At 45.7% G+C, this 26,264-nt stretch carries 24 protein-coding genes; 10 read left to right on the forward strand and 14 right to left on the reverse strand.

Annotated features, from left to right (window positions below; all coding sequences use genetic code 11):
* Positions 1-24: 24 nt before the first annotated feature.
* Genes ACLWBD_RS09205 through ACLWBD_RS09230 form a run of 6 tightly spaced genes read right to left on the reverse strand, consistent with a single transcriptional unit; the run spans position 25 to position 5,701 of the window.
* On the reverse strand, positions 25-942 hold the full coding sequence (locus tag ACLWBD_RS09205) for an HTTM domain-containing protein (protein WP_413567994.1): 918 nt from the start codon (positions 940-942) through the stop codon (positions 25-27).
* Positions 939-1,505, reverse strand: coding sequence for a hypothetical protein (locus ACLWBD_RS09210; RefSeq protein ID WP_413567995.1), 567 nt, complete (start codon positions 1,503-1,505; stop codon positions 939-941). The genes ACLWBD_RS09205 and ACLWBD_RS09210 overlap by 4 nt, the downstream gene beginning before the upstream one ends.
* Positions 1,471-3,000, reverse strand: a complete 1,530-nt coding sequence (gene scpB, locus ACLWBD_RS09215; protein WP_413567996.1) for an SMC-Scp complex subunit ScpB — start codon at positions 2,998-3,000, stop codon at positions 1,471-1,473. Before scpB ends, ACLWBD_RS09210 begins: the two co-directional genes overlap by 35 nt.
* A gap of 2 nt (positions 3,001-3,002) precedes the next feature.
* On the reverse strand, positions 3,003-4,001 hold the full coding sequence (locus tag ACLWBD_RS09220; protein WP_063207166.1) for a segregation and condensation protein A: 999 nt from the start codon (positions 3,999-4,001) through the stop codon (positions 3,003-3,005).
* A 15-nt stretch (positions 4,002-4,016) separates the two neighbouring features.
* Positions 4,017-5,042 carry a tryptophan--tRNA ligase gene (trpS, locus tag ACLWBD_RS09225; RefSeq protein ID WP_063207163.1) on the reverse strand — a complete coding sequence of 342 codons (1,026 nt, stop codon included), beginning with the start codon at positions 5,040-5,042 and terminating at the stop codon, positions 4,017-4,019.
* A complete protein-coding gene (locus tag ACLWBD_RS09230; protein WP_063207160.1) occupies positions 5,039-5,701 on the reverse strand; it encodes a site-2 protease family protein in 663 nt (220 codons plus the stop codon). Before ACLWBD_RS09230 ends, trpS begins: the two co-directional genes overlap by 4 nt.
* Positions 5,702-5,887: 186 nt before the next feature.
* Between ACLWBD_RS09230 and ACLWBD_RS09235 the strand changes: the two genes are divergently transcribed.
* The 8 genes from ACLWBD_RS09235 to ACLWBD_RS09270 all read left to right on the forward strand — a co-directional run bounded on the left by ACLWBD_RS09235 (position 5,888) and on the right by ACLWBD_RS09270 (position 13,303).
* Positions 5,888-7,054 (forward strand): acyl-CoA dehydrogenase, encoded by a 1,167-nt coding sequence (locus tag ACLWBD_RS09235; protein WP_063207157.1) that lies wholly within the window; start codon positions 5,888-5,890, stop codon positions 7,052-7,054.
* A gap of 74 nt (positions 7,055-7,128) precedes the next feature.
* The gene (locus ACLWBD_RS09240; RefSeq protein WP_413567997.1) at positions 7,129-8,586 is read left to right on the forward strand and encodes a peptide ABC transporter substrate-binding protein; all 1,458 of its coding nucleotides are present in this window, start codon (positions 7,129-7,131) and stop codon (positions 8,584-8,586) included.
* A 19-nt stretch (positions 8,587-8,605) separates the two neighbouring features.
* Complete coding sequence (locus ACLWBD_RS09245; protein ID WP_063207151.1) at positions 8,606-9,808, forward strand: EAL domain-containing protein; 1,203 nt, start codon at positions 8,606-8,608, stop codon at positions 9,806-9,808.
* 143 nt (positions 9,809-9,951) lie between these two features.
* Positions 9,952-10,173, forward strand: a complete 222-nt coding sequence (locus ACLWBD_RS09250) for a hypothetical protein (RefSeq protein WP_063207148.1) — start codon at positions 9,952-9,954, stop codon at positions 10,171-10,173.
* Positions 10,174-10,391: 218 nt separating this feature from the next.
* A complete protein-coding gene (locus ACLWBD_RS09255; protein ID WP_413567998.1) occupies positions 10,392-11,138 on the forward strand; it encodes an SDR family NAD(P)-dependent oxidoreductase in 747 nt (248 codons plus the stop codon).
* The gene (locus ACLWBD_RS09260; RefSeq protein ID WP_413567999.1) at positions 11,135-11,524 is read left to right on the forward strand and encodes a 6-carboxytetrahydropterin synthase; all 390 of its coding nucleotides are present in this window, start codon (positions 11,135-11,137) and stop codon (positions 11,522-11,524) included. The genes ACLWBD_RS09255 and ACLWBD_RS09260 overlap by 4 nt, the downstream gene beginning before the upstream one ends.
* The gene (locus tag ACLWBD_RS09265) at positions 11,521-12,255 is read left to right on the forward strand and encodes a pseudouridine synthase (RefSeq protein ID WP_063207140.1); all 735 of its coding nucleotides are present in this window, start codon (positions 11,521-11,523) and stop codon (positions 12,253-12,255) included. The genes ACLWBD_RS09260 and ACLWBD_RS09265 overlap by 4 nt, the downstream gene beginning before the upstream one ends.
* Positions 12,239-13,303 carry a lipid A deacylase LpxR family protein gene (locus tag ACLWBD_RS09270; RefSeq protein WP_413568000.1) on the forward strand — a complete coding sequence of 355 codons (1,065 nt, stop codon included), beginning with the start codon at positions 12,239-12,241 and terminating at the stop codon, positions 13,301-13,303. The genes ACLWBD_RS09265 and ACLWBD_RS09270 overlap by 17 nt, the downstream gene beginning before the upstream one ends.
* Here the strand turns inward: ACLWBD_RS09270 and ACLWBD_RS09275 are convergent, their stop codons facing one another.
* Complete coding sequence (locus ACLWBD_RS09275) at positions 13,304-14,086, reverse strand: ferritin-like domain-containing protein (protein WP_063207137.1); 783 nt, start codon at positions 14,084-14,086, stop codon at positions 13,304-13,306.
* Positions 14,087-14,182: 96 nt separating this feature from the next.
* Between ACLWBD_RS09275 and ACLWBD_RS09280 the strand changes: the two genes are divergently transcribed.
* Positions 14,183-14,884 carry a YebC/PmpR family DNA-binding transcriptional regulator gene (locus tag ACLWBD_RS09280; RefSeq protein ID WP_063207135.1) on the forward strand — a complete coding sequence of 234 codons (702 nt, stop codon included), beginning with the start codon at positions 14,183-14,185 and terminating at the stop codon, positions 14,882-14,884.
* A gap of 31 nt (positions 14,885-14,915) precedes the next feature.
* On the opposite strand, the gene ACLWBD_RS09285 is transcribed toward ACLWBD_RS09280, so the two are convergent.
* Both ACLWBD_RS09285 and ACLWBD_RS09290 read right to left on the reverse strand, forming a co-directional pair.
* Positions 14,916-15,743, reverse strand: a complete 828-nt coding sequence (locus ACLWBD_RS09285) for an alpha/beta hydrolase (protein ID WP_063207132.1) — start codon at positions 15,741-15,743, stop codon at positions 14,916-14,918.
* A 2-nt stretch (positions 15,744-15,745) separates the two neighbouring features.
* Positions 15,746-17,026, reverse strand: coding sequence for an acetyl-CoA C-acetyltransferase (locus tag ACLWBD_RS09290; RefSeq protein ID WP_063207129.1), 1,281 nt, complete (start codon positions 17,024-17,026; stop codon positions 15,746-15,748).
* Between the two features lie 93 nt (positions 17,027-17,119).
* On the opposite strand from ACLWBD_RS09290, the gene ACLWBD_RS09295 reads away from it, so the two are divergent.
* Positions 17,120-17,674 (forward strand): TetR/AcrR family transcriptional regulator, encoded by a 555-nt coding sequence (locus ACLWBD_RS09295; protein WP_063207126.1) that lies wholly within the window; start codon positions 17,120-17,122, stop codon positions 17,672-17,674.
* Positions 17,675-17,677: 3 nt separating this feature from the next.
* On the opposite strand, the gene ACLWBD_RS09300 is transcribed toward ACLWBD_RS09295, so the two are convergent.
* The 5 genes from ACLWBD_RS09300 to ACLWBD_RS09320 all read right to left on the reverse strand — a co-directional run bounded on the left by ACLWBD_RS09300 (position 17,678) and on the right by ACLWBD_RS09320 (position 26,240).
* Complete coding sequence (locus ACLWBD_RS09300; RefSeq protein ID WP_413568001.1) at positions 17,678-19,432, reverse strand: substrate-binding domain-containing protein; 1,755 nt, start codon at positions 19,430-19,432, stop codon at positions 17,678-17,680.
* Positions 19,433-19,533: 101 nt separating this feature from the next.
* The gene (locus ACLWBD_RS09305) at positions 19,534-20,460 is read right to left on the reverse strand and encodes a hypothetical protein (RefSeq protein WP_253696745.1); all 927 of its coding nucleotides are present in this window, start codon (positions 20,458-20,460) and stop codon (positions 19,534-19,536) included.
* A gap of 11 nt (positions 20,461-20,471) precedes the next feature.
* On the reverse strand, positions 20,472-21,647 hold the full coding sequence (locus ACLWBD_RS09310) for a hypothetical protein (RefSeq protein ID WP_413568002.1): 1,176 nt from the start codon (positions 21,645-21,647) through the stop codon (positions 20,472-20,474).
* 3 nt (positions 21,648-21,650) lie between these two features.
* Entirely contained in the window at positions 21,651-25,190 is a 3,540-nt protein-coding gene (dnaE, locus tag ACLWBD_RS09315) for a DNA polymerase III subunit alpha (protein ID WP_063207119.1), read from the reverse strand.
* A 72-nt stretch (positions 25,191-25,262) separates the two neighbouring features.
* Positions 25,263-26,240, reverse strand: a complete 978-nt coding sequence (locus tag ACLWBD_RS09320; protein ID WP_413568003.1) for a hypothetical protein — start codon at positions 26,238-26,240, stop codon at positions 25,263-25,265.
* Positions 26,241-26,264: the final 24 nt, after the last annotated feature.

Consider the following 26,264-nt stretch of genomic DNA (forward strand, 5'->3'; position numbering starts at 1 on the left):
ACTTGGACCGGAAATTAAATAAATCTAGTTTTGAGACGCAAAAAGGTGCTTAGGTCCTTTCAGCGCGCGTTCCAAAATGAGAGGTTCCAAGAAAAGGAAGTATGTCGACACCATCGTCGTTGCAAAAGGTCCCAATCCCATAAAAATCCCAATTCCTGCATGGAAGAACACACCTAAGAGCAACCACAGATTGCGTGTCTTCGGCCAAGCCACCATCGCTGGAAAATAAATCTCAAAAATAATCGTCAGGTAAGCAATGACTGGAATCACCCACGGAATACTTCTTAAGAATGAAAAATCAAAAGTCGTCATTTGCGGGTTTGCCATCACACTCCATAGCGCCGTACCGTCCCACCAGCTTCCGCCTTTGAGCTTTTCCCAACCCGTGTAAGCGTAAAGAACGGCAATCTGCACCTGCATCATGCGAATCATCATCGAGCTGATCGTGTCTGAAGATTTAAACGTGCTTTTCTTACGGATCAAATTGAGCACACTCAATCTTTCGCAGGACTGCGTGAAGGACATATAAAATAAAAACAGAGCCGCGATAATATCCGCCCCAAAGTTCACGGAATAATTGCGCTGAATAAAACCCGCATTGATGATCCAGGCTGCCCACATCAACCAACGTCCCCCGATCCCTAAGGTCAGAAGGATTAAGAACACCACCAGCAACGAGTGCATGATCATATTCATCGAGTCCGGCCAGAACGCCCACAAGAAGAGCGGACGATACAGATCCGGCATGATCTCTAACGCCATGGAACGCGGAATCCAGGCATTGTCGCCATAATAACCCAAATTAAAAGAGCGTACGGCATACAGATACACCATCGTTCCACAAAGAAGGATGCGCATATACGCCAGACCTAAAAGGTTTTGCGGAGCAAACCAGAAGTGATCCCATTTCTGCCACAAGTTTTTAAAAGATGCTTTAATCATAAAGCCTCCTCATCCGCACCGCCGGTACAAGAATAGTATTCACGCACGTACTGCAGCTCTTGAGAAAGATCCTTCACAGTTTCGTCTTTTCTGAAAACAACTTGATCTAATGGCGGCACAGTTTCAATCACGTGCTCCATCTCAACAGAACTTGCCTCTGGATATTGCTTACACAGCCAAGGTCCGTACAGAACACGCAAACGCTTGGGCTCAATCACCATAAAGCGCATGGCATAGAGTTCACGTTTTCTTGTGGCGCTCGAGATGCCTTTGTTTTTTTCGGCCGGGAAATAACCATCGATAGGCTCTTTGATATCGTTACCTTCTTCATCAGAGTAACGAATCGTATAGCGAACATACATTGTGTGGGCAGGATCTGGGGAAAAGAAATTCCAGCTGGCGTTCAGCCCCACGGTGTTTGCGTAGGGCGTGATAAATTTTGAAGTCACGCGCCCAAAGTAGGCACCTACGTTGGGCATTACGAACATAGTAAAGATGTTATAGACAATCCAAAGGCTTAATAAAACCTTAAACGGAAGCATCCCCTTCTTCGTCAATGTCATCAGCTTCTCCTAGGAATGGCAATTCCTCATCTTCCGCTGACTCTTCATCGCTGTCAGCAAAAAGTTGATCGTCAGAAGCTTCATCTAAATCTTCATCGTTGTCGAAGGACTCTAATGCCTCGGCAAGCTCTTCAGAAACTTCGCCTTCTAGAGTCTCCCCATCAGCGCTCATTTCTTCATTTTCTGCCGCAGCTTCTGCAATCAAGGCCTCCTCAACGCTATCACCTTCCGATGCTTCTGTTGAAGCACCTTCTGCTGAGCCTGGGGTTGATTTCATGAAGCTCGCTTTTTTGTCAGCCGCGATGGCTACCAAAGTCGTACCTGCTGCCAAGGCCTCATCGTACTTCTTCAACCAGTTTGCATCGCGAGTGGAAACCGGCTCGCCGAACGCCAAAGCATCACGGATGTTTTGGGCGCGTTCTTGATCACGTTTTTCAGCCTGACGACGTTTTTCTTCTTCAAAGAAGTTTGTTGTCGTCGCGATATCTTCAAGCTGTTCTTGAATCTTCATCAACTCGTCTTCACCTTGCGAGTAACCACCCACGAAAGTTTCAGACATAGAATCTGTGATAGAAGCCAAGGTTGGTTTTTCTTCGGCTTGTTGCTCGTCGATACCTTCAGGCAACAATTCGTCGATTTGAGATAAAGTCGGAAGTTCTTTGATCGAACGAAGACCAAAGATTTCTAGGAACTTTTTTGTCGTTCCGTATTGCATAGGACGGCCCGGAAGTTCGGACTTACCTTCGAAGTTGACCAAGTTCTTTTCCATCAACGCACGTAACAAGTGACCCGATTCAACACCGCGGATCTCGTCGATCTCGGCTTTCACTGTCGGTTGTTTGTAAGCCACGATAGAAAGAACTTCCAATGCAGGACCTGAAAGCTTGAATTGACGAGCCTTCAAAGTGCGTTTTAGGAATTCCATGTTATCGATTTTAGTGCGCAGTTGGTAACCACCTGGAACTTCTTCCAAAGTCACACCACGACGTCCACCCGCGTATTCCACGGCCAATTGATCCAAGGCTCTGCGAATTTTATCACCGCGGATGTTGGTACCTTTAAAAAGAAGCTTTAAAGAGGCCAAACTGACCGGACGGTCACTGGCAAAAAGAACGCTTTCTACGATGCTTTCAAGACGCTCTTCTTCAACGAATTCAACTTCTTCGATTTCGGCAGAGTCAAAATTATCAAGTTCAGTTCCTTCAACAGAAACATCTTCTTCTTCAGAAGCTTCCGCTTCCATTTCTGCCACATCATCTTCACTGGCTTCCGGAAGGAAACCTTCAGACTCTTCTTCTTCATTTAAAAAGACCGAAGCATCAGACTCAATACCGTCTAGCTCCATGTCTTCGAACGCATTTTCGTTTTCAGATTCAGAAAGTTCAACTGCTTCGGCTTCAGTTTCAACTTCAGCGGCTTCAACTTCCGCCTCCATCACTGCTGTTTCAGCTTCTGCTTCAACTGGTGCTTCAAGATTTTTCTTTTTTCTCGCCATCTTTATACTTCCGTTGCGTCGTCTTTAAATAGTTCGTTTTCCATTGCTAGGATCTCGTCGTCCGTGGCGATATCTAGACCTGATTCTGTAGCTTCGGCAGAGGATCCATCCTCAATAAAGCCCAATTGCATTTGAGGGTTGGCTTCTTCCAACTTATCTTCTGCATCTGTCAGAAGGAACTCTTCATCCTCCTGAATTTTCTTGGATTCTTCCATCATCTTTTCAGCGACTTGATCCGCACGCATAGAATCGTATTCTTCCACGCGGGCTAAGACGTCTGTTTCGATAGGTTTCTTCGCATCCACCCAGATATCCGCGTAAGCTTCTGTCTGGTAAAGACCTACAAAACCCATTTTTCCAAGCTCTAACAATGACAAGAAAGTGATCAAAGCTTGGCGGGCGCGATCTTCTGTCGCCGTCACCAATTCCATCATCGTCAGGCGTTGGCCCACGATCAAGCGGTCTTTGATTTCCAAGACACGGCTGGCGATAGACTGCGCCTTCGCCGCCACTTGATGCACTTTCTTTTTAACTGAACGCAAAACTTTACGGTAAGTTGAGATCAAAGAAAACAGCGCATTTTCTTCTAAAATAATCTCTTCTTCTTTTTGGTCTAAAGACTCACGAGTTCCACGCAACCACACGTCACGACCTACCAGTGGGCGCTCGTACAGTAGCTTCGCGGCTTCTTGATACTTTTGGTATTCCAAAAGTTTTTGTACCAGTTCTTTACGTGGATCTTCTGCTTCAACAACCTCTCCGTTTTCATCGTACTGAGGAAGAAGCATGCGAGATTTAATTTGAATCAAAGTGGAAGCCATCGCCACGAATTCACCGGCGACTTCAAGATCCAATTCCTTCATCAATTTGATGTAATCAAGATACTGCTTGGTGATCTCATGGATTTTAATATCCATGATGTCCATTTCTTCTTTACGAATAAGATAAAGAAGAAGCCCCAGCGGTCCTTCGAATTTAGGCAACTGAACTGTAATACTCATGAAATTGGATCCCCTCTACCATTTCATACTGGAACGAACTATCTCTAATGTCTTTTGGGCTTCCTTGCGCGCTTTGTCGCATCCAGCGTCGATGATTGAATCAAGCTGACCTGGATTATTCAACAATTCTTTTTTCTTTTCTCTTGGGCCTACCGAAAGTTTTTCGATGTTGGCAGCCAAGCGACCTTTACAGTCTCCGCAACCGATTCCTGCTGTGCGACATCCTTGTTCCACCCAGGCGATATCATCGGCTGATGAATAGAGTTTATGATAGCCATACACCGAACACTTCGTCGGCTCTCCTGGATCTTCGCGACGAACGCGCGCAGGATCTGTGACCATCAGATTCACTTTTTTCTTCAAATCTTTTTCCGTGTCTTCAGTGAGGAACAATGTGTTCCCGTAAGACTTCGACATCTTACGACCGTCAAGACCCGGCACCAAAGGAATCTCTGTTAACAGAGGATTCATCTCTGGAAGTTTCGCCTTGTACAAGTGGTTAAAGCGGCGAACCAGCTCACGCGCTAACTCTAAGTGCGACACCTGATCGGCCCCCACGGGAACCGCATTGGCACGATAGATAGCGATATCTGCCGCCTGCAAGACTGGATAGGCAAAACGACCCAAATTGTGGGTGTCGTTAGCTTTCATCTCTTCAATGGCGTCTTTCCATGTATTCACGCGCTCAAGCCAGCCCATCGGAACCATGTTCGAAAAGATCATGAAAAGTTCCAAGTGCTCAGGAACACGGCTTTGAATAAAGATCGTCGCCTTCTCGGGATTGATTCCCCAAGCTAAGAATTCCGCCACCATTTCACGAGTCCATGGTGTGATTTCTTTGGGCGACTTGTAGGCCGTGGTCATTCCATGCCAATCCATCGCCCCGAAAAAACACTCGTACTCATTCTGCAAAGTCAGCCAGTTTTGGAGCGCACCCCAATAGTGACCGATGTGCAAACGACCGGTGACGCGCATGCCAGACATAACGCGCAGTTTTTTTACAGGTGCAGGTGGTGGGGTTTGAACCACGTCAGAACTCATATACCAAAGCCCCCTAAGGCAAGACCGACAAGATTGTTATAGCTCCAGAAAACAGGGATCGCGAGAATACGCAAAGCTCCTGTTAAAACCAAAGCCATCAAAATCATGCTTGTGATGTGTTCGTTTTGCTCGAGCTTATAATTCAATTGAGCTGGAAGAAAACGTGCCAAAACTTTTCCTCCATCCAGCGGATGTAAAGGAAGAATATTAAAGAACGCCAGGAACAGATTCGTCACGATAAAGGTTTTTAAGATTTCAATAAGGCCGCTTGCATACGAAGCCCCCAAGAAATACTTCGCGACAATCGCGATCAATGTCGAACCCACAATCGCCAAAAGGATATTTGAAAGAGGACCGGCCAATGCAATCCAGAACATATCCACGCGGGGATTTTTTAAATTCCGCTCGTTGACTGGAACCGGTTTTGCCCAACCGAAAAAGATCGGCGTCGCTAAAACGATTGAAATAATCGGAAGCACCAAAGTTCCAATCATATCCATGTGCGCAATCGGGTTCATCGTCAGACGACCCATCATTTCCGCCGTGTTGTCACCACGACGACGCGCAACCCAACCGTGTGCATACTCGTGAAAACAGAGTGCAAAAAGGAACGGGATAAAATAAATACCAATCTTGGCGCCAATCTCGACGAAATCCATATCACCTCACGCTAAATCACACCTAGACCCTTGTCTAGTATGTCGAATCACTTGCTCAATTAAAGTGCAAACAGTGTAACACAGCTTGTTAAGAGAAAAGCTCTCGTCTTTCCAAGGCCTTGAATAAATTCTTTGAAGCGGATACGTTCTTCCCACTGTTTTAACTATATGAATGGAGATTGGACCATGTCTGACGTAACTAATGCTCGTCCCGCTTTGACGATGCTTTCTGAAGACGAAGCAGCGTTCAGAGACGCTGTAAGAGCTTTTGCTGAATCTGAAATCAAACCTCATGTGACACACATGGACGAAAAGGCAGAGATGGATCCTGCTATCGTTAAAAAACTTTTCGAAATGGGTTTGATGGGTATCGAAACACCAGAAAAATTCGGCGGCGCAGGCTCAACATTTACTATGGCTTGTTTGGCGGTTGAAGAGATCGGACGTGTTGACGGTTCAGTATCTGTTCTTGTCGACGTTCAAAATACTTTGACGACAAACGCATTCCTAAAATGGGGAACTCCCGCTCAACAAGAAAAATATTTAAGCAAAATGGCCACGGACTGGGTGGGCGCCTACGCACTGTCTGAGTCTTCTTCTGGATCGGATGCTTTCGCATTGAAATTGAAGGCTGAAGACAAAGGTGACAAATGGGTTTTGAACGGTTCAAAACTTTGGATCACAAACGGTAAAGAAGCCAATGTGTTTATCGTGTTTGCGAACATTGATATGGCTAAAGGCTACAAAGGCATCACCGCTTTCATCGTTGAAAAATCTTTCCCAGGTTTCAAAGTCGGTAAAAAAGAAGACAAATTAGGTATTCGTGCGTCTTCAACTTGCGAACTTCTTTTTGAAAACTGCGAAGTACCTAAAGAGAATGTTTTAGGTGAAGTAGGCAAAGGTTATAAAATCGCGATTGAAACATTGAATGAAGGTCGTATCGGTATCGGCGCACAAATGATCGGTATCGCTCAAGGCGCTTACGAAGCCGCTCTTGGCTATGTAAAAGGCCGCGAGCAATTCGGTAAACCAATCGCTCACTTCCAAGGTGTTCAATTCCAACTAGCAGAAATGCGCACTGAACTCGAAGCCGCTCGTTTGATGGTTTACAATGCGGCTCGCTTGAAAGACGCTGGCCAAGATTTCATTGAAGCTGCAGCGATGGCAAAACTTTATGCTTCTCGCGCCGCTGAAAAGATCACATCTAAAGCTATCGACTTGTTTGGTGGTAACGGTTTCACGAAAGAATATCCGGTCGAGAAATTCTGGCGTGATGCTAAGATCGGTCAGATCTACGAAGGAACAACAAACATGCAATTGCAAACAATTGCAAAAATGGAACTAGATAAATAGTTTTCAAGTAAAGGGCTCGAAAGAGCCCTTTTTCTTTTCTTCTTTTTCCAAATATTTGTGGTTAGACTTAAGACATGAACTACTTCTTGGTCTTTCTTCTTCTTTTGAGCGCCCCCTCTTTCGCCGCCGAAAAAGTTTTTCGACTGCACTTAGCTACCGAGCCGGGGGGCCTTGATCCCAACAAGCAGCGCACTTCCTCTTCGAGTTACGTTTTGGGAAATCTGTATCGCAATATCTTTTCTTACGATGATCAGAAAGGTCTTGTTCCAGATTTGGGTACAGGCTGTAAACGCGATAAAAAACGAACGACCCTTACCTGCAATCTGAAAAAAGATTTGCAGTGGAGTGACGGCTCTCCACTGACGTCCGATGATTTTTTAAGAACCTATATTAAAATTCTGACTTCTAAAAATGCAATCCCCCGCGCAGACCTGCTTTTTAAAATCAAGAATGCCGAATCCTTTTACAAAGGAGAACTCGACGCGAAGAAGTTGGGAGTGAGCACCCCGGACAAGCACACTTTGAAATTTGAATTCACCAACCCCGACCCAGACTTTGAATACAATCTTTCAAACTTCTTACTGGCGCCGACAAAAGAAGATCTGACGGCCTACTCCGGCCCTTACAAACTCAAAGAGTGGAAAAAGGGGCAAAAGCTCGTTCTTGAGCCCAACCGACTTTATAAATTAGGATATGCCCAGCGTCCGGTCGTGGAATTTCTTTTTATCGAAGAAGACACCGTGGCTTTGCAGCTTTACGAAAAGAATGAATTGCAGTTCTTGCGTCGCCTTCCCACACTTTTCATCCCGACTTATAAAAACCGCAAAGACTTTTACTGGTACCCGGTCACCCGTCTTGACTACTTGGGATTTGGCCCCGAGCTTTCCGGTGACGAAAACACACGCAAGGCTTTCACCTATTCTTTGAACTATTCAGAGTTACAGAAGATTTTCTCATCGGAAGGTAAACCCGGCTGCATCGGACTTCCGGATTCCTGGTTCCCGGAAAAAGCTCCTTGCTTCGACTATGATCCCAGCAAGGTCCCAAAGATCAAAAACTCGAAGACCTACACGCTGATGTTTTCAGCTTTAGGCGGCGAAGATCACAAGCGCGCCACAGAGTGGCTTCAGAATCAGTGGAGTAAAAACGCGCAGTTAAAAACCCATCTTGAAGTCAAAGAGAACAAGGTGTTCTTGCAAGTGTTGCAACATAATCCACCGGCTATATTCAGAAAAGGCGTCTCTCCAGACCGCCCCACTTGTTTGTCGGCGTTAGAAACTTTCGCTCCTTGGAGCCCTGAAAATTATCTGCGCATAAAGTCGGCCGAATACGAAAAGATTTTGTCCTCGCTTTCACAAGCGCAGAAACCCGCAGAACAGAAAAAATGGTGCCTTGCGGGGGCTGATTACCTGATGAAGAACCACTTGATGATTCCTCTAGGCGCGATCCACTTTTCAGTGCTGGTAAAACCGGAATTTAAGGGGTGGAAGCTTAATCAAATGAATCAGCTGGACTTGTCTGACCTTCACTGAAGCCTCTAGAATAAGGTCTATGAATTCAGCAACTCAGTCCGTCGATATACATAAGGATCAGATCATATTTAACGAAGGTGATGCAGGAGACTGCGCCTACATCATCGAAAAAGGCCGAGTGCTGATTTATCTTAGCAAAGACAAAGAAGACATCCCTTTAACTATTTTAGGTGAAGGTGAAATCTTTGGTGAGATGGCCCTGATCGACAATCAAAACCGCTCGGCCTCCGTGCGTGCTCTAGAAGATGTGCGCCTAGCTATCGTCACAAAACAACAAGTTTTAGAACGTGTCTCTACAGCGGATAAAGTTGTCCAACTTCTGATGCGCGTTTTGTTGAAACGCCTTCGTCGTAAAAATATCAACACTCCAGGCGGAACAAAGATCTCTGACGTGGAGTTTGATAATTCAGGAGCTGGTGATGACGGGACTCAGACGGCATTAGACCAAATCAAACTTGAAAATCAAATTTTCCAGGCATTTCAAAACAAAGAATTTGAACTTTTCTATCAGCCCATTGTGAATTTAAAAACGAAACAAATCAATGGGTGCGAGGCGCTACTTCGTTGGAACAGTCCTCAGCATGGACTTGTTTCACCGAATCTATTCATCGATGTCATTGAAAATTCTTCGATGGTAATCCCAATTGGCCACTGGATCATCAATCAGGCTTTAAAAGACCTGCGCACCATCCAAGACCAGCTTCGTCTGAATAAAAAAGACAAGATGGCGGATGACTTCATGATGAGTATTAATATTTCAGGCCGCCAGTTCACACACTCTGATTTCGTGAACAACCTTGAGGACTTGCGCGAAAAACATGATCTTCAGCCTAAGAACATCAAACTTGAAATGACTGAAAGAATTATGATGGATGGAGCCATTGCCCTGGATGCACTGAAGCAGTGCCATGATCAGGGTTACGCGATTTCCATTGATGACTTCGGAACAGGCTTTTCAAGCTTGCAGTATCTTACGCAAATGCCTATCAGCTTTCTAAAGATCGACCGCTGTTTTGTGATGAAGGTTCTAAACGACCCTAAATCTAAAGCTGTCGTCAGTTCGATCATTCACTTGGCTCACGCCATGGATATCGAGATCATCGCTGAAGGCATTGAAAACAATGAAGAGTCCCTGGTTCTAGAGACCTTAGGGGCTCGTTTCGGCCAAGGATATTTGTTCTCAAAGCCCGTGGACCTGGGACGCTTCCTAAAATTAATCTAATGCATTTAAAGTGTCTCGCTCTGAGACCAACCTAGACCTTCAGAGGGTTTCTAGGAAAGTACTAAAGTCCGTTTAGTGACCTCCGATAAGTCTTATGTCTTAAGACATTCAACCAGCTTAAGATTTCAACTGGAGGTCACAAAATGGCTGACAAAAAATTTGAAAAGCAAATCCCAAATAACGTAGTTTCCCTTGAATCGGCTCGCTGCTGCGGCGAAGGCTGCAAAAAGAAGTCTGAAAAGGCGGGATTTTGCGCTGAGCACTTTGAATGGTTTAAGGCCGGTCTTATCACGAAAGAAGGCATGAAAGCTTCTGACTTTGATAAGAAGTATTACCATTACACAGCGGCTAAAAAAGTCGCGTAACGTTCCTAGTTCAAATTTCATCCGTTTAAGACCAGGTATCCCAACCTGGTCTTTTTTTTATCCCAGATACTAGGGAATTTGCGCCCAAAAGGCTGTGAATAGGATGAGTCCTACAAAGAAGTATTTGATTCCGACACTAAACGCTTCGCGCATCGACATGTCTTCTCTTCGGTCCCCGACTTTGCTAGTATGAGTCCAGTTTAGGAGACCACCCGCCCATGAAAAAGGCAGCACTCATCACTGGAGCCAGCAGCGGCATCGGCGCCGCCACCGCCATCGAATTCTCTCGTAACGGTTATTTCATTTATCTGATGGGTCGAAACAAAGAGCGACTGCAAGACGTCGCATTGAAGTGTCGCAGCGGAGCTTCGATTGTGTCTTGTGATATGACCGATGAAGCGGCTTTGCAAAAGCGTCTGAATGAAGTGTTGGGTGCGAAAATTCATCGCGTGGAAGTGCTAGTGAATAATGCCGGTATTTTTGAAACTCATAATTTTACCGAAAGCACTGATGAACTTTGGAAGCGTCAGATGGAAATGAATTTTTTCGTTCCCGTTCGCGTGGCTCGCGCCTTCTTCCCGTACTTTAAAGAACTGGGCGGAGGAAGCATTGTGAATGTCTCTTCCACCTTGGGTCTTCGCCCCACTGCCAATACAGGCGCTTATTCCGCTAGCAAGGCAGCTTTGATTAATTGGACACAAAGCCTCGCCCTTGAAGGGGGAGCGCACAATATCCGCGTCAACGCCGTGTGCCCGGGTATCGTCGACACCCCTATTCATAGCTTTCATTCTTTAGAAGAAAGCGCGAAAAAACAGGCTTTAGAAAAAATGAAGCCCCTGCAACCCCTAGGACGTATTGGCACGTCCGAAGATATCGCGAGAACCATTTACTTCTTAGGTTCTGAACAATCCAGTTGGACAACAGGAGCAGTGATGGCGGTTGATGGAGGCATCAATCTTTCATGATTCTTGTATTAAAAAGCCCTTTTAGCAGCGCTCATTTTTATCACCAGCCTTTGTGGTCGAAGGAAGAAAACTCAAAGGCTTTTGGTCGTTGCTTTACCGAATATGGCCACGGTCATAATTATACTTTGGAAGTGGGCTTTCACATCCAAGACGCCAACCTCGCTGAACAAAAGCATGCGCTGCAAGCTCTGCTAAAGTCACTGACGGATGTTTTAGATCACGAGCACTTAAATTTTGTGATCCCTGAATTTAAAAAAAAAATCCCCACGACAGAAAATATTGCTCTGTATTTTCTTGAGAAACTCAAAGAGCATGGACACGCAAAAGATGTTTCGTTTTTGCGCTTGTATGAAATGGATAATTTGTGGACGGAGATCCGCCAATGAGTGAAGAAAAAGTAAGATTGTCAAAATTAATGGCGGAACGAGGCATTTGTTCTCGACGTGAAGCAGATGAATACATCGCCAAGGGCCTGGTTCTTGTTGATGGAGTTAAAGTCGATCAATTGGGAACGAAGGTTGATCCTAAAGTTAAAATCACTTTGGAAGCGCAGGCCTTAAAACAACAAAAACGCCTCGCTACGATCATTCTGAATAAACCCATTGGTTGGGTCAGCGCACAACCTGAACCACCCTACCAACCTGCGATTAAATTGATCACACCCGAAAATCAATTTGGTGATTCTAAACAACGTTTGCGCAAAGAGCATTTTGAAGGTCTTGCCGTTGCCGGACGCCTGGATATTGATTCACAAGGCCTATTGCTTTTCACCCAAGATGGACGTATCGCTAAAAAAATCATCGCGGAAGAAACCAAGCTTGAAAAAGAATACATCGTTCGCGTTGAAGGCAAGCTTCCGGCGGATAAATTAAAACTATTAAACCACGGCCTTTCTTTAGACGGTAAAGCCCTCAAACCTGCGAAGGTTGAATGGGTCAATGAAGATCAGCTGCGTTTTATTTTGCGCGAAGGTAAAAAACGTCAGATCCGTCGCATGTGCGAACTTGTCGGCTTAAGAGTCACAGGTCTTAAACGTGTGCGCATCGGAAGCTTGGTTTTAGGAAAGCTGCCTGAAGGTAAGTGGCGCTTCTTAGAAGAGGATGAAAGCCTTGATTAGAACTTCTGCGGCCTTCATCTTGTGCTTTTCACTACTAAGCCTTGAAAGCAAGGCAGAAGTTCAATCTGCAAATCTTCCGCAAGCCGCAAAACCCTATGGGGAATCCTTTTCAGTCTATATCGAAAATGATACGCGCCGCTTGGGCGGACCGAATGCCGACAGTGATTACACCAGTGGCGTGCGCTTTTCTTATCAGTACGCCGAAGACCGGGAACCTTTCTGGGTTCCACCATTGATCGGTTGGTCGGATCGCTTTAAATATGAACGCGAAAAATCGACGACAAATTTCGGGATCTCTATTGCTCAGCAAATCTTTACTCCTGATGACACCGACACATCTGAATTAATTGTCAACGACCGCCCGTATGCGGCCTGGCTTTATGTGGCTCTTTCCGCGAATTTGAAAACTCCTTCACACAGTCACAATCTGGAACTGGATATCGGACTTGTAGGACCCGGGGCTTTAGGAGAACAAGCGCAAAACGGATTTCATGAAATCATCGATGTCCCCACCGCGAATGGGTGGGATAATCAACTTTCGACAGAACCGACTTTGCAACTGAACTACAACCAAAAGATCCGTTTTTACGAATTAGAAACTGAGGCTGGAAGAACTTTTGACTTTATTCCTTCCGCAGGACTTTCTTTAGGCAACGTTCTTATCGCCGCCCATGTCGGGGCTCTTGTTCGCGCCGGCATTCGCCTTCCCGACGACTTCGGCGCCTCCAGTTTATCGTCGGTTGATGGAGAACCCTTGTTGAATTTGAAAGTCGCTAAGAAAAACATTCCTTGGCGACTTTATGGTTTTGCGGGTATTCGCGGAAATGCCGTGGCTCACAATATTTTCCTTGATGGAAACTCCATTCACGACAGCCATCACGTGACCAAGTATCCGTTTAATGCTGAAACAGAGTTTGGCTATGCTTTTCAAATTTCTCACTGGAGTTACTCGTGGAGATTTGTGACAGTGTCGCCTGAGTTTGAAGAAAAAAGCGAATTTAAAAGTTACGCTTCCATTTCAATTTCATATATTCGGCCTTGGGAATAGTTACTTTGAAGGCTTTAAGAAATCCAGACGAAGGGTTTCGTAATAAGCGATTTCTTCTTCCGTAAACCCTGCTTTCTTTCTTAAATCATGATTCAACGGTTCAATACGCTTAGGCAAACGAAGTCTTAAAGAATCCATGCGCTCTGGAAAGTCCGCATTCGGATCGATCTTATTTTCTTTACATATTTCGCGATACCATCGAGATCCAAAATCCACGTGACCAATTTCTTCAAAATTGATTTGCTTCACAATTTTTTGAATCGTCTGTTTTCCTGCAGTTCCTTCCAGACGACGAATCAAGGTGTCCCCGGCATCCAGGCCACTGCCTTCAAGATAGCGATGCACGATCAGGATGCGATCTAAAAGACTGTCTTCCACACTCACCGCTCGCCACAACGCCAAATGCACCGGCCAGTCGCCCCATTTATGTCCTAATGATTCGATACCCTCTAAGCACATTCTTAGGTGTTCCGCCTCAGAAACTGTGACAGCCAACAGTTCTTCACGAAAGCCTTGAGGGGCGTCCGGAAATTCCACCAACGTGCGAAGTCCTAGCTCCATGGCTTGCAATTCAATGCTCGCCAAATCATGAAGCATGCGGGCTTGCCCTTCCACTGTGGAAAAGCCTTTCTTAGGGGGATGAAGCTTGGGGTGCAAAGTGAGGACATCCCGTGCCGGATCTTCGGGAACAACGCCAGGTGAAGAGAGCTTTAAGGCCTCTTCACAAGAATTTTGAATATTTGCGATCTTTTCCCAGATATCCGGGGTGGAAAAACTGAACATAGGGCCTTTTACATCCTGCTCCCAAAGTTGCCAAATAATTAGTGATTTGCTGCAATAGAGCCCTGGAAAAAGTAAAAAAACGCCAGATGGAGTAATATGGGAAAATCGTGGAAAAATGCGGGTAAGGTAGAGAAAGCCCAACAAAAGGGACAAATCTTCACAAAATTAGCTAGAGAGATCGCCGTTGCAGCAAAAGCAGGCGGCCCTGACCCCGCAGCCAACTCCCGTCTTCGTCTTGCCATTGATGCCGCAAAAAAAGTGTCTTGCCCCAACGATACGATCGAACGCGCGATCAAAAAAGGTGCAGGCCTTTTAGACGATGGAAAAGTGATTGAAGAAATCACTTACGAAGGCTACGGCCCTCATGGTGTTGGCGTTATCGTTGAATGCCAAACCGACAACAAACACAGAACAGCTCCGGACATGCGCCATGCCTTTAAATCTCATGAAGGCAACATGGGAGAGGTCGGCTCTGTGGCTTGGATGTTTGATCGCGTAGGACTTATTGAAGGTGAAAAAGCCGGCACTTTCGATCCGGATGAAGAAGCGATTGAGGCTGGCGCTAACGAAGTCAGCAAAAACGATGATGGCTCTTATGAGTTTTACACAAATGCAGATGACTTAGACTCTGTTCGTGATGCTTTGGTAAAACGCGGATGGAAAGTGACGACAGCGGAGCTTTCATTCAAGGCAAAAAACATCACAGAACTTAATGATGCTCAAAGAAAAGACGTTGAAGAGTTTTTAAACTATCTTGACGACATGGATGATACTCACCGCGTTCACGCGACGGTGTAAAGAAAAAGCCGCCTGAGAAGGGCGGCTTTTTTTATTTCTGAATGAAGCGCACAACTTGGTCGATCACTTTTGTGTCTTTAAGAATGCGGCGATGACCTAAACCTTCTGTAGCAAGAATCTGGGTTTGCGGCCACACGCTTTGAATTTCTTCAGCGGCAGCATAACGAACTTCTTTATCGTCGCGATCATGCACAATCAAAGCTTTCACGCGCAATTTACTACCGATCACACCCACATTCATTTCTTTTGGAGAAAGCCCGACTTTCTCAGACAGCATATTTATAAAATGTTTTTCTGCGGCGGGGCTGATTTGCACAAACTTAAAATAGTTGTTCACGACTTTTTCATAATGAGCAGGTCCCGCTACTAAAACCAACTTTTCAGCACGAAGACCTTTGGCAACCGCCAGCACCGAGCATCCGGCCCCGAAGGAGTGAGCTATCACCGCTTCGAAATCTCCCAGCTCCTTTTGCACGTTCACCAGAAACTGAGAATAGTCGCCGACATTGGTCTGCGTTCCTTCGGAAGCTCCGTGCGCCGGTCCATCCAAAGCAACAACGCGGTATCCAGCCTCTGTGAGCGCCGGAGCAAATGCCGCCATTTGGGTTCCACGACCGCTCCATCCATGCACCAAAACAACAAGAGGGCCCTTTTCAGGCCCCCACTCATATGCGGCGATGCCGCCACCTAAAACATATTTTTTTGAAGAAGCATACAACTCCTGCTCCGATGCAGGACGAGGCACTCGCTGAGGCGTTAGAAAAAGATCCAACGCTCCTTGAGCGGCAAGTTTAGGAAAAATCCAAGAACCCGCACGAAGCCCCGCTACTTGTAACTTCTTCGCAAGAGAGATTTCCATAATTATCTTTCGACAATGGCCACAACACCCATACCGCCCGCTGTACAAATAGAAATCAGACCACGGCCTGAACCTTTTTGTGCGAGCATTTTTGCAAGACTGGCAAGAATTCTTCCGCCCGTTGCGGCAAATGGATGTCCTAAAGCCAGACTTCCACCGTTCACATTCAATTTAGAACGATCAATAGAACCTAATGCTTGAGACTCGCCTAAATGCTTACGGCAATACTCGTCGGATTCCCAGGCCTTCAATGTACAAAGAACCTGACCCGCGAAAGCTTCGTGAATTTCGTAGAAATCAAAATCTTGGAGCTTCAAATTATTACGACGAAGCATTTGCGCTACCGCACGCGTCGGCGCCATCAAAAGACCTTCGCCATTCACGTAATCAACAGCCGCGTAATCCGCATCCACCAAGTAAGCCTGAATCGGAAGGCCGTGAGCTTTCGCCCATTCCTCACTGCTCAATAGAACAGCGGAAGCGCCGTCGGTCAGCGGCGTGCTGTTTCCTGCAGTCAAAGTTCCAGTCCCAGTAAAATCAAAAGCGGGTTTTAACTTTGCGAGTTTTTCCATGCTGGTATCACCGCGCACGAAGACGTCTTTCTTAAGACCTTTGAATTCAAAAACCAGGTCATTGAAGAAACCCGCATCATACGCCTTCGCTGCATTCAAGTGACTTTGTAAAGCAAGTCGATCTTGCTCTTCACGAGTGATCTTCCACTCTTTCACCATTAGCTCTGTATGTTGTCCCATGGAAAGACCCGTGCGAGGCTCTTGCACATTCGGGAAGCGCGGTTTTAAATATTCCAATTTAATTTCAGAAAGTTTCGCTATACGCGCCATCGCATTAGGAGCTTTTTGCGCTTCAGTCAAAATCCAAGAAAGCTCGTGAGGCAGAACTCCGGCAATATCACTATTGGTGTCCGTACCACCTGCGATACCGCTTTCAATCTGACCTGCTGCGATTTTTAAAGCAATGTGTGCGGCGGTCTCTAAACCCGTTCCACAAGCACGCTGAACGTCGTATCCGGGCGTGTGAGGATCTAACCCCGCGCTCAGTAACGACTCACGGGATAGATTCCAGTCCGAGGCATTTTTCATCACGGCACCCAATGCGACATCACCCAAAAGTTCACCGCGAATATTAGTTTTATTCACCAGATCCTGAAGAGTGGCCGTCATCAACTGACGGTTCGAAGTACGCGAATAATTAGTGAAGGACTTCACAAACGGAGTTCGTGAGCCTGCAAGAATGGCTACTGGGCGCATGGTTTTGTTTTTCATAGATGTTTCCTCGTGTTTCTTTTAAAACTTGAATCTACCTACCAATAGGTAGATAATACCCCTATCAGCCTTTATAAAGCAAGGACGGAAAGCATGGATACAAAAACCAAAGCATTGGATTTAGGACGTCACTATCTGCAAACCCTTGGATTTAATGGCTTTAGCTTTCAAACCGTGGCCGACGCCTTGGGTATAAAAAAGGCGAGCCTGCATTACTATTTCGCCTCAAAAGAAGAAATGGGTCTAGCGATTCTTGAGGACTATCAAAATGCCTATATTTCCTGGGCGCAAAAGATTCACGATTTGCCAGCGGACAAAAAAATGGAGCAAATGCTTCAGATGTTTTACAAGATTGGTAAAGATAAGAATAAGATCTGTCCTTTAGGTGCTTTGTGTTCCGACTTCAATACCATGTCAGAGAAAATTCAAGAGCGTTTACGGGAGTTTCATTTTCAGCAGCGCAAATGGTTGATTGTCACAATCAAAGATGGAATGAATGATAAAATCTTTCGTGCCGATTTAAACCCTGCGGTTGTGGCTGATTCTTTTTTGGCGGCAATTCAAGGGGGATTGCAAATTGCCCGCATGCGCGGCGAAGCCGAAACATTTAAAAGTATGGTTAAATTTTTAGTAAAAGGTCTTTCTTAATCCTTAACGTTCAAACACTTTCCAATCTTTGAGATTGTATTTGTTGAGGATTTTTTCTAAAGAACCATCCTGGCGCGCGCGTAAAAACCACGCATCTAAATATTCCGGTAAATAACCGAAGTGCGACTCTCGTGGAGAGCCCACTAAAACCACAGAGTTAAATCCTGTCAACGACGTCGGTAAAAGCTGAAGCTCTGCACGCGGCTTTTTAATCAAAGAATAACGAAGAACATTGTAATCACCTAAAGCAATTTCCACGCGACGATCGCCAATCATTTTAATCATGCGGTCAGCGACATCCGCCCCCGTCACTTTTAAACTACGAGCGGCAGGGATTTCTAAATGCGGCCCACCCGCATAGGTTCCCATGTCGGCAAAAACCACTTTTTTCGTGCGCAGTAAATCCTCATCAATTAAAGAGTCTTTCGATCCTGGAGTTAAGATGGCTCCGGTATAATTCACTCCTAACTTAGGCCCCACAACCCGAATCTGATCTTCATAGCGGACAAGATCTGCAGGAACGATGATATAATTCACACGACGGGTTTGCAGAGCAGACAGAAGACGCGTGTTGGGGATGCTTTCTAGATCCAAATAAAAACCGCGCTCCGTAGCGACCTCTTTAAGAATATTATAAATATATCCACCCCATACGCCGGGACCTTGCTCACAAAGATACGGACACAGGGGAGCTACGCCGATTTTAATCGTAAGAAGATTGCGCTGATTCGGAGACACCCGCGGAGTGGGAGCTGCTTTCGCCACTTCAACCTTTTGCAGAAATGACGGAACTCGCCCCATCCAGCCAGGGTAATTCGCTAAAGTTTTATTGGTCACTGGATAAGTAGGAATCAGTTTCTTTTCTGAAACTCCACCTTTCGTAAGATGGGCTATCAGAGCTCTTGCCGTTTCTCGACCCAGCTCCGCACAGAATTGCGCAGAATCGATAACTGTGATCTTGCCATTCTTAATATTTTCTACTGACAAAGGATCACCATCAAAGGTCGCATGAACAAGGTCGGTGCGCTTTTTTTCATAAAGCGTTTTAATAATAGAAAGTCCGCCGCCGTCATTGACCGTGAAGATGACGTCGACACTTCCTTTTTTCGGAAAGTCTTTTAAGAACTGCTTCACGGCCATTTCACCAGAAGCTGGATCCACGGCTTCATAGCGCTTTAAAACTTTGAATCTGCGGCCCTGATCGCGTAAAGCATCTAAAAAACCATCCACGCGATCAATCGTCGATGAGACTTTGGGATATTCAAAAATCACCAGACGCAGTTCTTTATTCTTATCAAAAAGCCCGTGAATATAGTCACCATTATCACGTCCCCCGCCATAATTATCACTCGTGGCAAAGAAGGTCATATCCCCATTCACAATATACTGATCATAAGCAAAAACAGGGATTTTGAGTTGATTGGCTTCCTCTAAAGCACGCGCCAGCGCTGAGTTGTCTGTGGGCTGAATCACCATCGCGGCTGGTTTCGCCTTTAAAACTTCGGCTACTTGATGAACTTGATTTGTTATTCCTTTTCGACCTTCGCCAGCCACATAAGGTGTAAGAACGATTTTATCGGTACTCTTTTTATTGAATTGAGCAATCTCTTCTTCAAAGCCTTTTCTCATGGCGACTTGACCTTCGATCTTCATACTCCAATACAGAACAGAAACTTCAAAGGATTTCGCCGAAGAATGATGTGAAAAAATAAACAAGGAAATAAAAATAAAAATGGCTAAAGCATTCACTTTAGCCATTATATTCTTTTACAGTACGAACCCCAAGGTCTTTGTGTGCAAATCCTGTTAAGGCTCGTTCTGTAATTTTCCGTGATGACAAATATGGAAACAAAGAAGTCCTAGTACAACTCCACGCGATCATTTTCTTTAAAACCGGAACCAGAATGAACAATCGCAATCGCGCCGTCATTCCCAAAATAGCTGATCACTTCAAGAGTTCCCTTTAGACGTCCTGGCACTCGCCCGATATGCCCACCACTTTCAGGATCGTAAATATCATCACCATCTTCAGTGACTTTTAGTAAGTCGCCGACTTGTAAGCCAGAGACGCGGCCAACATTTAAATAAATTCTATCGCCGTTGATGGCCGCAATTCTTCCCTCCCAAGAAACTTTATCTAAGGAAGCTAAAACCTGCGGAGTAAAATCTAAAAACGCATCTTTCACAATCGTTTGAATCATATCTGGATTGTTAGAAATGAATTTATCGGTTTCAACACGCTCACCCACCCGCGTCCCCTGCTCTTCCACAGTCACAGTCTTAACTGTGTTAAAGACTTCGCGAGCCGCTCTCCCCGTCACGACACGGACTTGGGCCACAACTTCAAAAGCTGTCGACATATGACGAACAACGCCGACATTGTCGGCTTTTCTTTTGATTCGAATATCGATGATCTTACCTTCAAGAACTGCCGTCACTCCCAAAGCTTGCGCCGCCTTTGCGACTTCAGGAAGTTTGTATTGCCCCCCTTCCATCATCTTTGAAAGATCGACGTTCAGTTCTTTGCTATCTAAGGCGATGACTTCTCCGGAGCGATTTAAATCCATAATGAAGGCGTTGCGAGCTCTTTCGCGAAGCTCTGAAGGTCTTTTATCCCCAGCATCTAAAAATGGCAAAACCATCAAACGCTTGCGAGGAGCCGAGTCATCCTTACGAGCTTCGTAGTTGACGTCTTTGACGTCGCGACGAATAGAGGGACCGGCCCCATCCATAGTTGTACAAGCCGTGAACGCCAACAGCGATAATAACAAAACAAAATTCTTCACGACCGCACCTCCTACTGTGCCCACTTCAAGACGATCTCGTCTTGTTTTTCAGAAACTTTCGAAAGCTTCTTGCCTTCGATATCCAGCGCTTCCAATTTTCCTAAAAGTTCGACCGTCGAAACGGCGGTATCGACTTCAAAACTGACAGCCTCGGAACTGACTAAGCGCTCACGAATGCTTTTAACTTGAGTGATCTGAGAACGGATTTTTTCTTTCAAACCTTCCATCATCGGAAGAGTGTTACGACCTTGAATTGTCAGACGAATCACCGACGTCCCTAAAGAACCGCGCTGCCAAGCTTCTAAAACTTGTGAAGCTAGGTCGTTGGCGGTCGTCTCAATCACCTCGCGCATTTTTTTATCAACAGCACTTTCAAAACTTCCGTTTTCTGTGTCATAGCGACGAGAAACATCGGCAATAGCGCGACCATTGCTGACCTGAACAGCCGTCATACGAATTTCAATACGGTAGTTCTTTCCAGATTCCCCTTTGTTTAGAACAACCTGGCCATCAATCAAAAGAGGTGCGTTGAAATATTGAGAAAAGAATTGGGCATCCTCACCCACAATACGTTCATTTTGAAAGTCGCCGGGAACACTGTTTCCCAAGCCTGCCTCTACTGGCTTCACTGCAAAAAAATTGTTCTTTTGAAAAGAACCACGCATAGCTTCTTCCAGCACGCGAGCTTCTTTGATCAAAAAGGCCTGCTGTGTTTTATCCGAAGGCAACCACCAACGGTAACTTTTCCCTTGCACACGATCAATCCAACTGATCACTGGAAGCACCACGGGAATTGCATCGTTTTCATTTAATAAAGCGTTGTCCTGAAGCATTTGTTTTAGATCACGCAAAGAGACCTTTAAAGAAACGGACATTTTATATTCCGCACCTTCTTGAGCTAAACTTGAAGCCTTCGCAAAAGGAATATAACGAGCCGAGTTTTTGATGATCTTAGATTGAATCAAAGACTTGTTTTTAGAAAATCTTTCTTCGCCCACCAATTCCTTGATGATGTCTTCAGAGACTTTCTGCGACGCTTGATCTTGAATATCACGACGCGCGCCTTGAGGAGTCGCCTCTTTAGATACTCCGGAGAAGGTGCGGTCGATCAATTCAGATTGTTGAGCTTTTACGGGACTGTTTAAAGTGAACATCAACGCTGCTGCCAACACAAAAGCTAAACGCATTTATTAACTCCTTAACTCAATAAAGTCAGTGCGACCGAAAACCGAGTGCACACCTTCAAAAAACTCATTATTCACGGCAACACCCGTCGCTTCACCGGCATCCATCAAAACACGACGACTGACTTCCGGGATCTCAATTTCAAAACTGACTGAAGTCGTCCCTGGATAATCCTTCATCAAAGAGTGTAAACGAGGATAGTCGTTCGGATCAATTTTATCCAAACGAAGCACCATGCGCTTGGTCTTTTTCAGGATGTCTTCCATGGGCGACACACTGTCTACCATAATCTTAGCAACACCTTCCTCAACCTCAAGCGCTCCCCCAATCAAGACCGGTCTTTCATCGCGAAGCTGTGCTTCAAAACGTGCGTAAGAGTCTGGGAAGATCACAAGCTCGCAAGCTCCGGTCAGATCTTCAATCTTACCGAAAGCCATGCGTGTTCCTTTTTTGGTAATAAGCTCACGCAGCTCGGTGATAAGTCCAGCCACGACGATCTTCTTTTTACCCGCATCGCGATTTTTCCAATCTTTCTTAGCGGCCTTTAAGGCCTCGGCCTCGGGCGAACCCGGCGCGGGCATCTGTGCTGGCAGCTCAGCCACCTTACACGTCGTCCAGATTTCTGAAAGAGTATCGAAACCTTTTAACGGGTGATCGCTAAGATAAAATCCCAAGACTTCCTTTTCATACGCCAAGGATGCCGTACGACTCCAAGGTTTGATTTCTTCAAGCGTCACTTTGGTTTCTGTGGAAGGACCCAAATCAAATAACGAAGCTTGTCCTAGCTCTTTGTCCTTTTGCAGGCCTTGCGCACGATCTAAGTACTTTTGATAGCCGGCCATCATTTGCGCACGATGAACACCGAAACCCTCAAAGGCACCGGCTTTAATCAAGCACTCGATCACTTTTTTATTCACGCGGCGAAGATCGATAGAGTTAAAGAACTCATCCAAAGAATTAAACTTTTTATCGGGCAAACTATTGCGAGCTTCAATAATGGCTTCAACCGCTCCCTGTCCGACACCTTTGATGGCACCCAGACCGAAGTAAATCTCGTCACCATGGGCCCCGAAAAGATACTCAGAGAAATTCACATGAGGAGGTTTTACGGTGATACCGCGTTTCGCAGCATCCTTTGAGTACTTCACGATTTTTTCCGTATCCGACAACTCGGTACTGAGAAGAGCCGCAAAGAATTCCACCGGGTAATGACATTTCAACCAGGCCGTTTGCAAAGTGACGACAGAATAAGCGGCCGCATGGGATTTATTGAAACCGTAGTCGGCAAACTTATACATGAGATCAAAAAGCTCAGAGGACTTTTCTTTATTGTGACCTCTTTCCACCGCCCCTTGCATGAAGCGTTCGCGGTGTTTATCCATCTCTTCTTTGATCTTCTTACCCATTGCACGACGAAGCATGTCGGCTTCACCCAAGGAGTAACCAGCAATCTTCGAAGCAATACCCATAACTTGCTCTTGGTAAACCATGATCCCGTAGGTTTCCGAAAGAACCTCACGCGTGTCCTCAAGCAAGTATTCGACGGGGGCTTTGCCGTGTTTACGATCGGTAAAGTCAGGAATATTCGCCATCGGACCCGGGCGATACAAAGACGTGATCGCCGTGATATCTGCAAACGATGACGGACGGATTTTACGAGTGGCATCCGTGATACCCTCACCCTCGAACTGGAACACCCCGGCAGTATCCCCGCGGGACATCATCTCGAACGTGGCAGTGTCGTTCATCGGAATCATTTTTGAGGTGATCTCTTTACCACGATTCTTCTTGATGAGCTTTAACGCCATATTGATGTGAGTGAGCGTCTTTAACCCGAGGAAGTCGAATTTGATCAGGCCAATTTTTTCGGCGTGTTTCATGTCGTATTGAACGACTTGCTCGCCATCCGCCCCTTTGTATAACGGAGCATGTTTTACCAGTTGACCGTCACCGATGATAACACCAGCAGCGTGGATCCCCGCATTTCGAACCATACCTTCCACGCGTTGAGCGAGGTCAATCATGGTTGCGACAGTTGGATTCATCTCCATCATTTCTGTCAGACGAGGTTCCATCTCTAAAGATTCTTTAAGACTGATTCCCAATTTATCTGGAATCAGTTTTGTGACTTGATCCACTTCCGAGAACAGCATACCCAAAACACGGCCCACGTCTTTCAGCGCCGCACGCGTTTGCAATTTACCGTAAGTGATAATCTGAGATACCGACTCTTGCCCGTATTTTTCCGTCACATAACGAATGACTTCCTGTCGACGATCTTGACAGAAGTCGATATCGAAGTCCGGCATCGAGATACGCTCTGGATTTAAGAAACGCTCAAAGAGAAGAAAGTTGGGAAGAGGATCTAAATCCGTAATTCTTAAACAATAGGCAACCAGGGAGCCCGCACCGGATCCACGACCTGGCCCTACCGGGATGTCATGATCTTTAGCCCAACCGATGAAGTCTTGGACGATTAAGAAGTAACCGTTAAAACCCATGCGGTCGATGATGCCAAGTTCATAATCTAAGCGCGCATAATACTCTGGTTTTTTTTCTTCCGGCACAGTTTCGCCACGGAGAACTGCTTCTTCAAAGCGCGTGAGCAAACCTTCTTTGGCACGACGAGCGATATCGTCTTTTAACGAAACGCCTTCAGGAGTCGGGAATGTAGGAAGATGATAAATCGGCTTCCCGTTTTCATCTTTCAACTTAAATTTCACATCACAGCGTTCGGCGATTTGCAAAGTGTTGCTGACAGCTTCAGGGACATCCGCAAAAAGCTGCTGCATCTGTTCTGGCTTTTTGAAATAAAACTCGTCTGTGCCTAAACGGAAACGAGACTCATCACTTAAAGTTTTATTCGTTCCGATACAGATCAAAACCTCTTGGGCGATCTGATCGTCTTGAGTCATGTAGTGAACATCATTACTTGCAACAAGTGGAACACCGGTGATCTTTGAAGCCTCCATCAAGAAGGGATTTATTTGATCCCACTCAGGAACTCCAGTGCGACACATTTCAAGATAAAGGCGATCGTCGAAGATTTCTTTCAGCTGACGGATTTTTGCTAAAGCGGCATCGGGGCCTTCGCGCAAGAAAGCCTCAGCCACCTCACCACGAAGTCCTCCTGTCATACAGATCAGGTCTGAATTGTATTCTTTGATAACTTCGTAATCGATACGAGGCTTCCAGTAGAAACCCTCTTGATAGCCAATTGTCGAAAGTTTGCTGAGATTTTGATAGCCCTTGATATTTTGAGCCAAGAAAACCAACCGGCGTGGCCCCTGACTGACTTGATCACGATCTTGCTTTTTCTCTAAGCGCGAACCGGGTGCAAGATAAGCATCCAAACCTAAGATCGGTTTGACGTTATTGTCCTTGCAAGCAAAGTAAAATTCAACGGCACCGAACATGTTGCCATTGTCGGTCAATGCCACCGCTGGCATATTCATGGCCGCTGCTTTTTTAGCAATAGCTTTTACGCGGGCCGCAGCTTCTAAAAGAGAATATTCGGAGTGAACGTGAAGATGTACAAAAGACATGATAATTTCATATCTTAGGCCCTTTTTTTATTCAATAAAAGGGGCACCCAGACCCTCACATCTCACGCTGCATTAAAAGGCCCCTGATTTGACGATAGGATGAATTTCGATTCCCGACGGAATGATCGCAGAATCCAAATCCAACTCATCGTTTCTGACAGGGATTTTGATGGTTTTTTGGCCTAAACCGGCATCCAGAACAATTTTGAGAATAACTCCGGAAATAGCACTGGGCGAAGACGCTCCATCGATATTCCAAAGAACGGCCGTGTCGTTTCCTTGAAGTTCAATTTTATCACTCCCCGGAACCGAGGGATCTCTTTCCATTGAAAATTCCATCACGCTGATGCCATAACCTGGAGCGGTTTCCATATCCACTTGCAGTTTCTGCTTCAACATCTCATTTGCATACTTAATGAGTAATGCCGCTTTCTTGCCCGGAGCTGCTTCGACAAAATCGCGATCCCGAGTGGAGTCTTGAGTGATCGCCCCGATATAACGAGCGGCCAGTGTTGAATTTGGAACTTCCAAAGAAAAAGGCTGAGTGACTTTTTCTTTCCAAGCAAAATCATTGAAGGACATGATCAAACGACCCGTTTCGATATTGAACAGGCGATAGCCTGTCATCTCGGCACAACATCCCCCAAGACCACTCACCACTACGGGCTGGTTCGGGTGTACATTCACCTCGGTGGCAGACTCCGTGCGGCTCCATAATTGTGTCTGTAACTTATCCCCCGTGCGCACGTTCCATGTCGCTGTCCCGACAATACCTTCTGCATCCAAATATCTTTGCACCGTTTTTTTGATATTTACCAAAAAGAGCTTTTCGCCTTCTGAAGCCGTGTAGTGACGAGCGAGCTCGAAGTCTTGTGATTGAATCACTGTAGAGCGAAGCTCTGATTTTGTGTCTTTATAAAGTTTGAAACTGGCAGTGCCAGAAGCTTCGTAAAGAAGTTCAGCTGTGGCTGCCATTGCGGCGATGGCTGAAAGGACGATTAACAACGTGACGGCTTTAGAGACGCGGAAGAAATTCTTTTTTGTTTTCATGCGATGAAAACTACAGATTTCCTC

Source organism: Bdellovibrio sp. HCB117 (assembly GCF_047305915.1).
Taxonomy (GTDB): Bacteria; Bdellovibrionota; Bdellovibrionia; order Bdellovibrionales; family Bdellovibrionaceae; genus Bdellovibrio; species Bdellovibrio bacteriovorus_B.